The following is a 13,269-nucleotide window of genomic DNA, read 5'->3' as shown; positions in this document are numbered from 1 at the left end:
AAAAGAGGGGATGGAGCGTGAAGATTTCTGGGAATCAGGTAGAAAGCCTTCTCCAGGTGTACGTCGAGAGAGCCAGAGGACAGAAGCGAGGAGAAGCGCTCCGGGTATCTCCTCAAGGCGATTCCCTCGCCCTCTCCCTTGAGGCCCAGAGGATGAGCGTCTTGAAGGAACGCCTGCGGGAGATTCCCCCCATCCGGCAGGAACTCGTGGTGGCTTTCCGGGAACGCCTTGAGAAGGGTCAGTACCACCCAGGCGGTGTGGAGATTGCCCGAAAGATGCTCTACCGCGAAGCGGTGGATTTCATCGTGAGTGAGGGTGAACGTGTTGACCACTCGGCGTGAGTACTTCCTGCATCTTCTCGAGGGGTTCAGGAGGGAACTCGGGCTCCAAGAGAGGCTTCTTGAGATTGCCCGGAAGAAGCAGGCACTCCTCCTCAAAAACGACATTGAGGCCCTTGTGCCCCTCCTTGAGGAAGAGGGGGAACTGGTCTTTCAAACCTGCGCGGTGGAGAGGCGGTTGGGCAACATCTGGGAGGAGATGAAACGGCGGTTCTTCCCGGAAGAGCAGGAGATGAGCCTCTCAAGGGTTTTCGAGCTTGCCGATGCGGATCTCCAGGAGGAGTTCCATGTCCTTCAGGGGGAGCTCAACCGGGTGGTTCGGGAGCTCCAGGAGCTCAACCGGCAGAATGCCCTGCTCATTGAGGATGTTCTGAACTACATCGATGTGGTGTTCTCTTTACTCCTCCGGGAGGTAGAGCGGCAGGAAGAGAAAAACAGCCCCTGTTACGGACCCCCACGGGGTGAGAAGTACAGGGGTGGCGTCCGTGGGATTCTCATTGACGGCGTCGTGTAGGGGGGAAGGATATGCGCACCATCTTCCTCGGACTGGAAATTGCCCGAAAGGCGCTGCAGGCACACCAGGCAGCGATGAACGTCACAAGCCACAATATCGCCAACGCCAATACCCCAGGGTACACCCGCCAGGTTCCCCACCTCTTGCAGGAAACCGTTCCCCTGAGTGGCCTTTTCGTTCCACCTCATCTCAAGAACGTAGGTCTTGGGACCGACGTGGACGAAATCCGGAGGATGCGGGACGAATTCCTGGACCTGCAGATTCGCCAGGAATCCCGTACTGGAGCGTACTGGAACACGATAGACAAGGGGCTGGAACAGATTGAGGTGATTTTTGGGGAACCGGGCGAGAGCGGCCTTTCCCAGATTTTTGACCGCTTCTGGAACACCTGGCAGGAGCTTGCCAAGTCTCCCGAGTCCCAGGCTTCCCGGGTCCTCGTGGCCGAGACCGGGAGTCTCCTTGCGCAGGCGCTGAACCACGCCTACATGCAGCTTGAGACCCAAAGGAACGAACTCAACGAAGAGGTGGCCATAAAGGTTCAGGAGGTGAACAACTACATCCAGCAGATTTACGACCTCAACCAGCAGATTGTCCGGATAGCCCCAGCAGGGGGCAACATCAACGATTACAAAGACCAGCTTGACGTTCTCGTCGAGAATCTCTCGAAGGTCCTCACTGTTCAGGTCAAAGAGAACCAGAACGGGACCTACACCATCGTGCTCCAGGGGAGGATTCTTGTGAACGACCGGGAACGGAGTTTCCTCAGTCTCTCCCCGAATGCCTCGGGCATGTACGAGGTCTTTTTGGAGAACGGTCCTCGGGTGGACTTCACGTACCAGAACGGGGAGCTTAAGGCGATTCTCGACCTTCGAGATGTTGTTGTTCCGAAGTACCAGGAAGCCCTGGATACCCTGGCCAGGGGGCTCAAAGAGGCGGTCAACGGGGTGCATGCTCAGGGCTTCACCCTTGAGGAACCACCCCAAAGGGGTGGGGACTTCTTCATCGGAGATGGGGCGAAAGACCTTGCGGTGAGCCCGGAGATTCTCGAAAACCCGGAAAAGATCGCAGCCTCCCTGAGTGGTGCTCCGGGAGATGGGGGAAACGCCCTGGCCATTGCCCGGCTTCGGAGTCAACCCGTGGTCAGCGGGTCCACCCCTGACGACTTCTACCGGGGGATTGTTTCCCGTCTGGGAGTGGAACGGGAGGAGGCCCAGCGCATCGCCAAAAATCAGGAGCTTCTTGTGCAGCAGCTTGAGAACCGCCGGGAGTCGATTTCGGGAGTGTCGCTTGATGAGGAGATGACCAACCTCATCCGGTACCAGTATGCGTACCAGGCGGCTTCCCTTCTTGTGCGTACCATCGATGAGATGCTCGACACCTTAGTGAACAGGATCAGGTAGAGGTGAGAGGATGCGGGTTACCCATCGGATGGTTACAAACCAGGTCATGGCGAATCTCTATAGCATCACGGAAAGGCTCCTCCGGGTGCAGGATATGCTCTCTTCGGGCAAAACCCTCCGCCGTCCCTCGGACGACCCGGTGAAGCTCAACCACGTGCTCCTTCTGCGCACATCCATCCGAAAGCTCGAGCAGTACACTGCAAACGTTGAGGACGGGCTGAGCTGGCTCAACCTCACCGACACAAGTCTTGATCAGGCCACCAGCGTCCTCCAGAAGGTGCGGACGCTGGCCGTTCAGGGGGCGAACGGAACACTCACTCCTGAGGACCGCGCCATGATCGCCACCGAGGTGGAGAAGTACCTTGAGGAACTTGCGGGAATTGGCAACACCGCCTATGCTGGTAGGTACATATTTTCCGGAACCGAAACCCTCACCACGCCCTTTGTTCTTGCTGGTGGCCGCCTTACGTATCAGGGGAACGGAGCATCCATCCAGAGGGAAATCAGCGAGGGAGTGGTGGTGACGATTGGGGTGCCCGGGGATGACCTCTTCTTCCGGGGGTTTGAAGTCCAGAGTAACGAAGGTATAACGCTGACAGCGGGAGAACGCTTTGCCATAAACGGTGTGGAAATCGAAATCGATGGCACCATGACGACCCTTGAGGACCTTGTCCGCCGCATCAACGAGGATCCGGCCCTCAAGGAAGAGGTGTACGCCTTCACCGACGGCAAGCGACTTTTCCTGCGTTCCCGGACCGAAGACCCTCTCATCCTTGAGGACCGTTTGGGGACACCCTTAGCAAACTGGGGGCTCCTGGATCCTGCGAACTCCCGGGAAGCCTCGGGGATGCTCAAGGTGGTCCGGGACCTTGCGGAGCATCTTCGGGAGAACCGGGTGGACCTCGTTTCCGGAGAGGACCTGGAGAAACTGGACCAGGTTCTGGATCTCCTCCTGAAGGTCCGGGCGGAAGTCGGTGCCCGCACACTTCGCCTGGAGAACGCTCTGAACCGTTTCGGGGACTTCACCACGAATTTCAAAAAGCTCCTTTCCTTTGACGAGGACATCGACGTTGCCGAGGTCGTGGTGCAGCTTCAGGAGCATCAGAATGTGTACCAGATGGCCCTGGCAGCCGCGGCAAGACTCATGCAACCGACACTCCTTGACTTTTTGCGGTGAGGGAAGCGCCTTGAAGGTGACCACAAGGTATTTCGGCGACATTGAGGTTGAGGAGAACAAAATCCTCCTTTTCCCCTGGGGTATTCCCGGGTTTGAGCACCTCCACCGTTTTCTCCTCCTCGAGGATCGGGGGTTTTTCTGGCTGCAGAGCGTGGACGACCCGGACATTGTCTTTGCCGTGTGTGACCCCTTTGTGTGTTTCCCGGGGTACGAGGTGGAGATTCCCTCCTCTGAATGCGAGGCCCTGGGAATCACAAAGAGTGACGAGGTCATCGTTCTCGCCATCATGAGTGTCCGTTCTCCTCAGGAAATAGGTGTTAACCTTCTGGCCCCACTTGTGATAAACTGTACTCTGAAGATGGGGAAGCAAATCATCCTTGAGGATGAACGGTACACCCTGTATCACCCCCTCGTCCTCAAGGGGCAGGGAGCGGAAGTCAATGCTGGTCATCACCCGGAGGGTCAATGAGAGCATTCGCATCGGCGATACCATTGAGGTCAGGGTAGTCGCCATTGAACGGGGGAAGGTCCGTCTTGGGGTCCTTGCCCCAAAGGACGTCCCCATCTACCGGGAAGAACTCTACCGGTCTCTCGTGCAGAAGAACCGGGATGCTCTCTTTGCCTCTGAAGAGATGGTGCACACCCTCAAAGAGATTTTCCTCCCCCAGAATGCCCCGCGAACCTGAAGGAGGCTACTTTCATGCGTATTCGGAGAGTTTTCGGGCTTTTTGTCGTGCTCTTTGTGGTGGCATGTGTTCTTCCTCAAGCTGGAGCTCAGGAAGCACCGGCTTTTCGCCTCCCCGGCCTTGACGGGAAGGAATACACCCTCGCCGACTTTCGGGGCCAGCCCGTCATTCTGTCTTTCTTCACCACCTGGTGTCCGTACTGCGAGAGGGAGTTGCCGCTTCTTGAAAAGCTCTACCGCGAGTACCGGGAAAAGGCGTCTCTGCTTGTTCTTGGCGTTGACCTGCAGGAGCCAGAGGAGAAGGTCAGGCGTTTCGTGGAAGGGCTGGGCCTTTCCTTTCCTGTCCTCCTTGACGAGCGGGGAGAAACCGCCTTTTCATATCGGATTTTTGGACTTCCCACGCTCTTTTTCATCGACCCCCAGGGGAAGATTGCCGATGTGATTCTTGGGGGAAGCGATGAAGCCACTGTCCGGAGGAAACTCGATCGCATCCTGTGGTTCCGGGGTCTTCTGCTTCCTGAGGTCCGGAACCTCCTTGAGGTCCTTGAGGGAGTGGTGCTTCTGGATCTCCGGGAGCGTGGCACGAACCCCTTTCCCGAGAAGCCAGGCCTCCGCTACAAGACCGTAACAGGAGAGGATGACCTCTCCCACCTTGACCCCCAGGGCGTTTACGTTATTCTTGCGGCAACCAGCGCCGAAGGGAAAGCCTTTGCCGCTTCCCTGGCGGGCAGAGGTTTCCGGCGTGTGTACTACCTCCTGGTCGATGGTGCCAAAGAGTGACTCCGGGGGGGTACTGCTCTTTCTGGGTTCCCTTGTCCTTTTGGGGTTGCTTGTTGGGTACTTTTTTGTCATCCCCCACTCGGTGACCCTTCAGGAACCCCCCGCAGAGGAAAAGCAGACGACAATCCTCCTTGAGGAAGCCGAGGTGACGAAAGTCAGCGCAAGAGGCAGGGAGTGGGCCCTCAGGGCTCCGCACATTGAAAAACAGGGCGACACGGTGGTGCTGTCCTCGATTGTCGGAACACTCTTTAGCGGAGGTATGCCGCTTTATGAGGTGCGGGCCCAGACGGGGCGTGTTCTCCTTGGGACACAGAGCGTGTTCCTCGAGGGTGTGGAACTTTGCCGTGTGACGACTGGGGAGCGGTTTTTCGGGCGGGAGCTCAGCTGGCAGGGAGAGCGAGAGGAGTTCTCGGTGGTAGAGGCGCGCTTTGTCGGTCAGGGAGTGAGGGCAGAGTGTGGAGAGCTGGTTTATAATGTAGCGGAGAAGAAGGCGTACCTCCGGGGGAATGTTGTGGTGCGGCTGGAGATGGGAAAACCATGAGTCGATGGCTTCTGATTCTGGGATGTTTCGCTTTGGCTTTGTTCGTCCCGGTGTGGGGACTTTGGGGAGAAGAAGAAAACGTGCTCCTTGTGCGGACTCAGGAGGCAGAGTACGACGAAAAAACGGGGAAGATCGTGGCCCATAAGGCCACCCTGAGCTGGAAGAACCTCGAGGTTTTCTGCCCCACCCTCGAGGTGGACGTCAAGGCCCAGGAGGTCCGCTCAAGCGGTGATATCACCGCCCTCCTCGATGGCCTTACAGTCCGTATCGGCTCCCTCTCCTATTCCCGAAAGGCCAATGCCCTTCATGTCCTGGACCTTTCGGGGACCGGGAAGGACATGAGCTTTGGGGCTCGGGAAGGGCTTTTCGATTTCCTTCAGGGTGTGGCGGTGTTCACGGGGAATCCTGCTCTCACCTTCCGGGGCTTTCAGGTGGTCTTTTCCCGGGCAGAGTACCGCTTTGCCGAGAAAGCCTGGCAAGGACAGGATGCGGTGGTCCAGCGGGAGGGGTGGCGGGGGAGTGCGAAGCGGGCGCGGTACACCGAGGGGTCCAGTTTCCTGATCCTTGAGGGGGAAGCGGAGCTTGAGCGGGAGGGCAACCGTCTTCGGGGGGAACGCATCACGGTCAACCTCGATACCCTTCAGGTAAAAGTGGAGGGTAACGTGGAGATTTTCCTTGTCCCTCCCAAGGAAGAGGCACAATGAAACGGAACTGGAACGTACTCTCTGGTCGGCGCCTGACAAAGGAATACGGCAAGAAACGGGTGGTGCATGAGGTCGACATTACGGTTCGCAGGGGGGAAATCGTGGGACTCCTCGGCCCCAATGGTGCGGGGAAAACCACCACCTTCTATATGCTCGTCGGTCTTGTCCGACCCACTGGGGGACAGGTATTCCTTGATGACCTTGAGCTCAACCACTTCCCCATGTATCTCCGGTCCCGCATGGGTATTGGGTACCTCCCGCAGGAGCCCTCAGTCTTTCGCCGGCTTACGGTTCAGGAGAACCTCGATCTTGTCCTGGAGATGCAGGGACTTTCCCGGAAAGAGGTGGTGCGGCGGAGGAACGAGCTCCTTGAGGAGTTTGGTATCGCCCATCTGGCGAAGTCGGTAGCCAACCTCCTCTCAGGTGGTGAGCGGAGGCGTCTGGAGATTGCCAGGGCTTTGGCTACCTCCCCTTCCTTCATCCTCCTTGACGAACCCTTCACGGGCATCGACCCCATAGCCGTGGAGGACATCCAGAACATCGTGCGGGGGCTGGCCGGAAGAGGTATTGGTGTCCTCATCACCGACCACGCCGTTCGGGAGACGCTGGCCATAACCGATCGGGCCTACATTATCTTTGAGGGGAAGATCCTGGTTTCAGGAACACCGAAGGAAATCATCGAATCGGAACTGAGCCGCCGGTACTACCTTGGGGAGCGGTTCAATCTCTGAGCATGCAGGTGCTTGACCGGTACGTACTCAGGCAGGTCAGTGGGTCGTTTCTCTTTGGGGTTTGCCTCTTTGTGGCCATTCTGAGTGCGGGAGATCTCCTCTTTCGCCTGGCCCGGATGTGGCTTCGGGAGGGTCTTTCGGGGGAGAGAGTTGTGGCCATTTTCTTCCTGAGCCTCCCTCAACTTCTCGTCTACGTCCTCCCCATGGCGCTGCTTCTGGGGGTGCTTCTTGTCACTGGAAGGATGGCCGCAGACAGTGAAATCATCGCCCTTCGGTCCTGCGGGGTGAGCCTTATCCGGTTCTTTGCCCCCTTTTTCCTCTTTGCCCTGTGGGTGTGCGTGGGGACCGTTCTTCTCCAGGAAGTTGCGCTCCCCTTTGCAGCACTGAAACTGAAGGAAATCTGGTCTGAAGGGGGATTTTCCTGGCCGGTGGAGGAACGGACGTTTTTCCGGGACGTCAGCGAGGAGGGTGTGGAGCGCATTTTCTACGTCCGGGAAATAGACTCCCGTCATGAAACCCTCCGGGGGGTCGTGGTCCAAGAATACCAGAAAGAGAAACTCCGGCGCATCATCAACGCAGCCCGGGCCCGGGTGACCGACGGTCAGTGGGTCTTTGAGGATGGGGTGTACTACGAGGTGAACGACCGCGGTGAGGTCGAGCGGGTCGTCCGTTTCACCCGGGAAAGGGCAAAAACACAGGAAACCATTTCGGGCGTCCTCAAAACGAGGAAAAGCCCCCAGGAGATGAGCTTTGCAGAACTCCGGGCCTACATTGCCCGGGAGAGAGCCCGTGGTCAGGCTACGGGACGCCTTGAGGTTCTCCTCTGGCACAAAACCGCTATCCCCTTTGCGGCGCTGGTCTTTGCCCTTCTTGGTGTGGCGCTTGGGATTACTTCGCCCCGCTCGGGGAAGGCTTTAGGCATTGGGTTGAGCATTCTCATCGTTTTCGGGTACTACGTCCTCTTCTCCATCATGAGCACCCTCGCCGAAGGGGGAGTGCTCCCTCCTTTTCTCGGGACGTGGATACCGAATATCCTCGGAAGCCTCGGGGGGAGTGTGCTCCTCTTTAGGCGGGATGCTGCACAGTGAGGTGGCACAAATGGGTACAGGTGGCTTCCTGCTTGTTCTGGTGCTTCTCCTTCTAAGCGGTGTCATTGCCTACGTGGGAGATTTCCTCGGCCGTCGTATCGGCAAGCGAAAGCTCTCGGTTCTCACCCTCCGTCCCCGCTATACGGCGATTCTTGTGAGCATCCTCACGGGGATTCTCATCTCTACGGTGACGCTTGCCATTCTGAGCCTGGCTTCAAAAGACGTGCGTACGGCACTTTTTGGCATGGAGGAACTCAAGGCACAGCTTGAGTTGCTGAACCGGGAGGTTCTGGAACGGAATGCCCAGCTTGAGCACATGCAGAGGACCGTCAAGATGTACGAGGAACAGGTCACGGTGCTCTCGGAGAAGGAGAAGGAGCTCTCGATCTCCAAAGCCAGCCTTGAGGAACAGGTGAAGTCGCTTTCCCAGAGTGTTGCTGAACTTGAGAAGCAGCGGAAAACCCTCCAGGATGAAATCCAGTCTCTGCAGATGGAGCTTACCCGTCTTCGGGCCAATCTCCTGGCGGTGCGACAAGGAGAGATTGTCTTCCGGGATGAAGAGGAAATCCTGCGTGTGGTGGCCCAGCCGGGAATGACTCAAGAAGAGGCGGAGAACTTCCTCCTTGCCCTCATTCAGCGGGCAACGGTTGTTGCCCAGGCGCGGGGAGCGGGGCAGGACCGGGAAGGGAGGGGGGTGGTGTTCGTCCAGGAAATGAACTTCCGGGAAGCGGTGCAGAGGCTCTCTAAGGCAACGAAGGAGTACGTGGTGCGTCTTGTGGCCGCCCTCAACACCCTCCGGGGAGAGCCGGTCGTCGCCCGCTTTGTGATTGATGAGAACCGGAAAATCTTTGCCCAGGGTGAGGTGCTCTTGAAGAAGGAGCTGACGCTTGAGCGGGGGAAGACCAGTCCTGACCTGGTGCTTGCAGAAATGCTCCGGGACCTCAACGTCCTGGGGGTAGAGCGAGGGGTTCTCCCCCAGGAAGGAAAGGTGGGAGTGATTTCGGCGGTGAACCTGAGCGAGATACGCCAGGAGCTCGAGAAGCGGGAAGGAACGGTAGTCCTTGAGGCAGTGGCCGAAGGGGACATCTTCGTGGCTGGCCCCATGAGGGTTTTCCTGAGGCTAAAAGAGGAGATTCCAGAGGGGAAGACTTCCCAAAGCGATGAGCGTCGTTACGCAGATAATGCTTGAGGAGAGTTCGGTGTCGAGTTCATACACCGAGGCAAAGACATAGGAGCTCACCAGAGTCGGTGTGGCCGACTGGAGCACAAGGACCTTCGCATAAAGCGGGGGAAGGGGGAAGAGCTTCACAAGCCCTAAAGCCACAAGGGGAAGGAGAAGGAGCTTGAGGAGGGCTGAGGCACCAAGGAGTGGCGCATCTTTGGAGAGGCTGGCAGGGGAGAGGGCAAGGCCGATGGCCACCATGGTGAGGGGAACGGTGGCATCAGCCAGACGGTTAATGACGCCAAGGAGAAAGGGTGGCAAGGGAAGACCGTTGAGGAGGAGCGCCAGGAGGAAGGCGTTGAAGGGAGGGAGTTTCAGGAATTCCGCGGCGTTTTTCCCCGAGAACTTCCCCGTTTTCCCGAACACGCAAAACGTTACCCCCAGGGTGTAGACTGAGAGGAAATTCCCGAGCTGGTCATAGAAGATGGCTGCCGGTAACCCCCCTTCCCCAAGGAGGGCAAGGATGAAGGGGTATCCTAAGAATGCGGTGTTCCCAAAGGCTGCGCCCATGGCAAAACTCACTGCCCGCCTGGGGGGAAGGCGGAAACCCTTCGACCCTATGAGGAAAGCGAGGAGGAAGAGGGCACTGATGGCCATGTAGGCCAGGGGTGGGATGCCCCACAGCCTCCGGTCTAAGGTGGCTCCCTGGAGGGAGCGGAAAACAAGACACGGGAAGGTCACGTAGAGGACGAAGCGATTGAGTAAAGGAGCGGTTTCTTTCGGGAAAACCCGGAGAACCCGCAGGAGAAACCCAAGGCCGATGAGCGCAAACATCAACCCGAGGACCTGGCTCATTGTGCCCTACCTTGCGGCTACAGGATTCTGCAGGATGCCGATACCCTCAACCTCCACTTCCACAACATCCCCGGGAGCAAGCGGTCCAACACCCTTTGGGGTTCCCGTGGCGATGACGTCCCCGGGAAGAAGGGTCATGATTTCCGAAATGAACACGATGAGCTCCTCCACCGGAAAAAGGAGCATCCGGGTGTTGCCTTCCTGCTTCAGGGTGCCGTTCACAAAACACCGTACCGTGCAGTCCTCCGGGTCGAGTTCATCTTCAATCCAGGGACCAAGGGGAGCGAAAGTATCGAAGGATTTTGCGCGTGTCCATTGCCCGTCTTTGGTCTGGAGGTCCCGAGCAGTGACGTCGTTGAAGCAGGTGTAGCCGAGGATGTAGTCCCGGACCTCACTTTTCTTCAGGCGGAAGGCTCGTCGTTTCATCACCACCGCAAGTTCTGCTTCGTAATCCACCCGGCTGGAACAGGGAGGAAGGAGAATCGGTTCTTTCGGCCCGATGACCGCTGTTTGGGGCTTCAAAAAGAGGATAGGGTTTTCAGGAACGCTCTGGCCAAGCTCAGCGATGTGGTCTTTGTAGTTGAGGCCCACGGCCACGATTTTGCTCGGTCGCACGGGAGGGAGGATCCGGAGGTCCCTAAGGAAGAAGCGTGCTCCCCGTCCTGTTCCCTTTCCAAAGGGAGAGGTGATTTCCTCGACCACGTCTCCTTCAAGGAGCCTTCCCCAGGAGGGCGTGCGTCGCTCAGGATGCAGAAAGCGAAGGATTTTCACGGTTCATCCGCTCCTTCAGATAGCGTTGTTCCTTAAAACGCGCAAGGAAAGGAATCTTCACAGTACAGAGTTTCCGCAAAAATTGCACAGCCTGTGGCAGGGCATGCCATCCCCGGTACACCTCAAGGTACGCCGAGATGAGCAGTCGACGGAGCTCCCCGGGCTTTAAGGTGTCGAGCCTCACCACGGGGTGGGCACCGTCAAAGAGCGACCAGCTGAGGGGGAGAATGCGGTTTTCCCTCTGGAGCTCCTCAAAAAGCGCCGTTCCGGGAAAAGGCGTGAGGAGGGAGAACTGCACGATATCGGGGCGGATTTTCCGGGCGAATTCAACGGTTTTCCGGATGGTGGCCTTCGTTTCCCGGAGGCTTCCAAGGATGAACGACCCCCAGCTTTTTACTCCGTACTTGCGGAGGATTTCCAGGGCCTTCCTGGCTACCTCCTGGGTGAGCTGCTTCCCGTAGTCTTCGAGAATGGCCCGCTCGGCGCTCTCAAGACCAAGGTACACCATGCGAAGTCCGGCTTTCGCCATCTTTTTCACCAGGGACTCATGGCGGACGATGGTGTCCGCCCGGGAGAAGCACCACCACCGGAGTTTCAGACGTCGTCGCTCGATCTCCTCACAGAGGCGCTCCACCCGTTCAGGCTGCAGGGTGAAGTTATCGTCCACAAAGGCCACGGCCCGGAATCCCCAGTCGAAGTAGAGGGTTTCAAGCTCCCGGAGGATATTCTCCGGAGAGCGGGCCCGCCATTTCCTTCCCGAGAAGTGGGAGGAGGCGCAGAACTTGCAGGCAAAAGGGCATCCGCGACTCGTCAGGACGTTCACCAGGGGTTCTCCCTCAAGCTGGGTCATCCAGTACTTGGAGAGTTGCAGGAGGTCCCGGGCCGGGAAAGGCAAGACATCGAGGTCCTGGGGTGGCAAAGAAGTGGGCGTGCGGAAGACTGTCCCCTCCCGCAGGAAGGAAATACCCGGAACGTTCTCCGGGGACATTCCCCGCTCCAGGGCTTCAAGGAGTTCCACAAAGATTTCCTCTCCCTCCCCCCGCACAACGTAGTCCACCACGCCACTTCTTAAGGCCTCTTCATCCCTGAAGGTGACATGGTATCCACCCATGACCACCAATCGGCCTTCGCCTTTGGCTTTCCGGGCTATCCGGAGGGCTTCGGGAAAGGTGCTTGTGGTCGCCGTGATGCCCACGAGGTCGCACCGCCTGAGTTCTTCCTCAAAGCGCTTTGCATCCTCAACCTGGAGGTCCACAATGGCAACCTCGTGGTGGGTACGGCATGACGCCGCAAGGTACGCCAGACCAAGGGGTGGGAGTTTCAGGCCGATGAGATCGTAAATTCCCGGAGATGGGGGCTGGACGAGGAGTACCCTCATCCTCTTTTCAGCTCCTCCATCTTTTCGATGATGGCGTCACCCACCTCAAAGGTTTTCGCCGCTTCTGGGTCGCTGGGGTCAGGCTTCAGGTCGTAGGTGACCTTTTTCCCCTCCCGGATGACGGCGGCCACGGCACGCTCGAGGAGATCCGCTCTTTCTTCCTCTCCGAGGTGGCGGAGCATCATGACCCCCGAGAGGATGGTGGCGATGGGATTCACCCTGTGGAGCCCCTTGTACTTCGGTGCGCTCCCGTGGGTCGGTTCGAAAACCGCATAGTGGTCCCCGATGTTCCCTCCCGGGGCCACTCCCAGTCCTCCGACGAGTCCGGCGGCAAGGTCGGAGACGATGTCTCCGTAGAGGTTCGGGAGCACAAGGACGTCGTAGAGTTCGGGCTTTTGGACAAGCTGCATGCACATGTTATCGACGATGCGGTCTTCGAATTCGATATCGGGGTAATTCTTGGCCACTTCCCGGGCGACTTCGAGGAAAAGCCCGTCGGAGTACTTCATGATATTGGCCTTGTGGACTGCGGTGACCTTTCTCCGCCTGTGCTTTCGGGCGTACTCGAAGGCGAATCGCACGATGCGCTCAGCACCGAAGACCGAGATAGGTTTCACACTGATGCCAGAATCCGGACGGATTTTCCCCTTCCCCAGGCGCTCCACGGTGGCGATGAATTCCAGAGTCTCGGGTTTGCCCCGCTCGAACTCAATTCCGGCGTAGAGGTCCTCGGTGTTCTCCCGGATGACCACAAGATCAACGTTCTCGTAGCGGGAACGGACGCCCGGGTACACTTTACAGGGCCGGACGCAGGCGTAGAGGTCGAGCTCTTTCCGGAGCGCGACGTTCACACTCCGGAACCCTGTCCCCACAGGTGTGGTGATGGGACCCTTCAGGGCGACACCGTTTCGCCTGATGGACTCAAGAACCTGTGGCGGGAGGGGAGTACCGTACTTTTCGATGACCTCTGCACCGGCTTCCTGGATGTCCCATTCAATGGGTACCCCGGTGGCTTCAATGACCCTTGTCGCAACTTCGATGATTTCCGGTCCGGTTCCGTCTCCCGGTATCAGCGTCACCCGGTACATGGCGCAACCTCCTTTGTCTCCTTTGTAAGGGAATGTTAGCGAACTGCGGCACGCTTT

At 58.1% G+C, this 13,269-nt stretch carries 16 protein-coding genes; 12 read left to right on the top strand and 4 right to left on the bottom strand.

The features are described from left to right. Window positions 1-17: 17 nt before the first annotated feature. The 12 genes from ACP6EK_RS00490 to ACP6EK_RS00435 are packed head-to-tail and all read left to right on the top strand — an operon-like array spanning window position 18 to window position 9,147. Window positions 18-341, top strand: coding sequence for a flagellar biosynthesis anti-sigma factor FlgM (locus ACP6EK_RS00490; RefSeq protein WP_438316367.1), 324 nt, complete (start codon window positions 18-20; stop codon window positions 339-341). Next, the gene (locus ACP6EK_RS00485) at window positions 325-852 is read left to right on the top strand and encodes a flagellar protein FlgN (protein ID WP_438316364.1); all 528 of its coding nucleotides are present in this window, start codon (window positions 325-327) and stop codon (window positions 850-852) included. The genes ACP6EK_RS00490 and ACP6EK_RS00485 overlap by 17 nt, the downstream gene beginning before the upstream one ends. A gap of 11 nt (window positions 853-863) precedes the next feature. Further along, the gene (gene flgK, locus ACP6EK_RS00480; RefSeq protein WP_438316361.1) at window positions 864-2,252 is read left to right on the top strand and encodes a flagellar hook-associated protein FlgK; all 1,389 of its coding nucleotides are present in this window, start codon (window positions 864-866) and stop codon (window positions 2,250-2,252) included. A gap of 10 nt (window positions 2,253-2,262) precedes the next feature. Next, window positions 2,263-3,429, top strand: a complete 1,167-nt coding sequence (flgL, locus tag ACP6EK_RS00475; protein ID WP_438316358.1) for a flagellar hook-associated protein FlgL — start codon at window positions 2,263-2,265, stop codon at window positions 3,427-3,429. 16 nt (window positions 3,430-3,445) lie between these two features. After that, window positions 3,446-3,898, top strand: a complete 453-nt coding sequence (gene fliW / locus ACP6EK_RS00470; protein WP_438318776.1) for a flagellar assembly protein FliW — start codon at window positions 3,446-3,448, stop codon at window positions 3,896-3,898. After that, window positions 3,870-4,115: a carbon storage regulator CsrA gene (csrA, locus tag ACP6EK_RS00465; RefSeq protein ID WP_017872700.1), complete on the top strand. Its 246-nt coding sequence runs from the start codon at window positions 3,870-3,872 to the stop codon at window positions 4,113-4,115. Before fliW ends, csrA begins: the two co-directional genes overlap by 29 nt. A 14-nt stretch (window positions 4,116-4,129) precedes the next feature. Next, window positions 4,130-4,894, top strand: coding sequence for a TlpA family protein disulfide reductase (locus ACP6EK_RS00460; RefSeq protein ID WP_438316355.1), 765 nt, complete (start codon window positions 4,130-4,132; stop codon window positions 4,892-4,894). Further along, window positions 4,878-5,435, top strand: a complete 558-nt coding sequence (locus ACP6EK_RS00455; RefSeq protein ID WP_438316352.1) for a hypothetical protein — start codon at window positions 4,878-4,880, stop codon at window positions 5,433-5,435. The genes ACP6EK_RS00460 and ACP6EK_RS00455 overlap by 17 nt, the downstream gene beginning before the upstream one ends. After that, window positions 5,432-6,139, top strand: coding sequence for an LptA/OstA family protein (locus ACP6EK_RS00450; RefSeq protein ID WP_438316349.1), 708 nt, complete (start codon window positions 5,432-5,434; stop codon window positions 6,137-6,139). The genes ACP6EK_RS00455 and ACP6EK_RS00450 overlap by 4 nt, the downstream gene beginning before the upstream one ends. Further along, entirely contained in the window at window positions 6,136-6,870 is a 735-nt protein-coding gene (lptB, locus tag ACP6EK_RS00445; RefSeq protein WP_438316346.1) for an LPS export ABC transporter ATP-binding protein, read from the top strand. The genes ACP6EK_RS00450 and lptB overlap by 4 nt, the downstream gene beginning before the upstream one ends. 2 nt (window positions 6,871-6,872) lie before the next feature. Continuing rightward, window positions 6,873-7,958 carry an LptF/LptG family permease gene (locus tag ACP6EK_RS00440; protein WP_438316343.1) on the top strand — a complete coding sequence of 362 codons (1,086 nt, stop codon included), beginning with the start codon at window positions 6,873-6,875 and terminating at the stop codon, window positions 7,956-7,958. 10 nt (window positions 7,959-7,968) lie between these two features. Then, window positions 7,969-9,147 (top strand): DUF3084 domain-containing protein, encoded by a 1,179-nt coding sequence (locus ACP6EK_RS00435; protein ID WP_438316340.1) that lies wholly within the window; start codon window positions 7,969-7,971, stop codon window positions 9,145-9,147. Here ACP6EK_RS00435 and ACP6EK_RS00430 read toward each other — a convergent pair. The 4 genes from ACP6EK_RS00430 to ACP6EK_RS00415 are packed head-to-tail and all read right to left on the bottom strand — an operon-like array spanning window position 9,079 to window position 13,212. After that, on the bottom strand, window positions 9,079-9,975 hold the full coding sequence (locus ACP6EK_RS00430; RefSeq protein WP_438316338.1) for an AEC family transporter: 897 nt from the start codon (window positions 9,973-9,975) through the stop codon (window positions 9,079-9,081). The genes ACP6EK_RS00435 and ACP6EK_RS00430 overlap by 69 nt on opposite strands. A 6-nt stretch (window positions 9,976-9,981) precedes the next feature. Further along, on the bottom strand, window positions 9,982-10,746 hold the full coding sequence (locus ACP6EK_RS00425) for a fumarylacetoacetate hydrolase family protein (RefSeq protein WP_438316335.1): 765 nt from the start codon (window positions 10,744-10,746) through the stop codon (window positions 9,982-9,984). Further along, window positions 10,718-12,124 (bottom strand): B12-binding domain-containing radical SAM protein, encoded by a 1,407-nt coding sequence (locus ACP6EK_RS00420; RefSeq protein WP_438316332.1) that lies wholly within the window; start codon window positions 12,122-12,124, stop codon window positions 10,718-10,720. The genes ACP6EK_RS00425 and ACP6EK_RS00420 overlap by 29 nt, the downstream gene beginning before the upstream one ends. Further along, entirely contained in the window at window positions 12,121-13,212 is a 1,092-nt protein-coding gene (locus tag ACP6EK_RS00415; RefSeq protein WP_438316330.1) for an isocitrate/isopropylmalate dehydrogenase family protein, read from the bottom strand. The genes ACP6EK_RS00420 and ACP6EK_RS00415 overlap by 4 nt, the downstream gene beginning before the upstream one ends. Window positions 13,213-13,269 lie beyond the last annotated feature (57 nt).

Origin of the sequence: Candidatus Caldatribacterium sp. SIUC1 (assembly GCF_051549785.1) — a bacterium.
Taxonomy (GTDB): Bacteria; Atribacterota; Atribacteria; order Atribacterales; family Caldatribacteriaceae; genus Caldatribacterium.
Note: the sequence above shows the minus strand (reverse complement) of the source record. Positions and strands in the feature narration are given on the sequence as shown.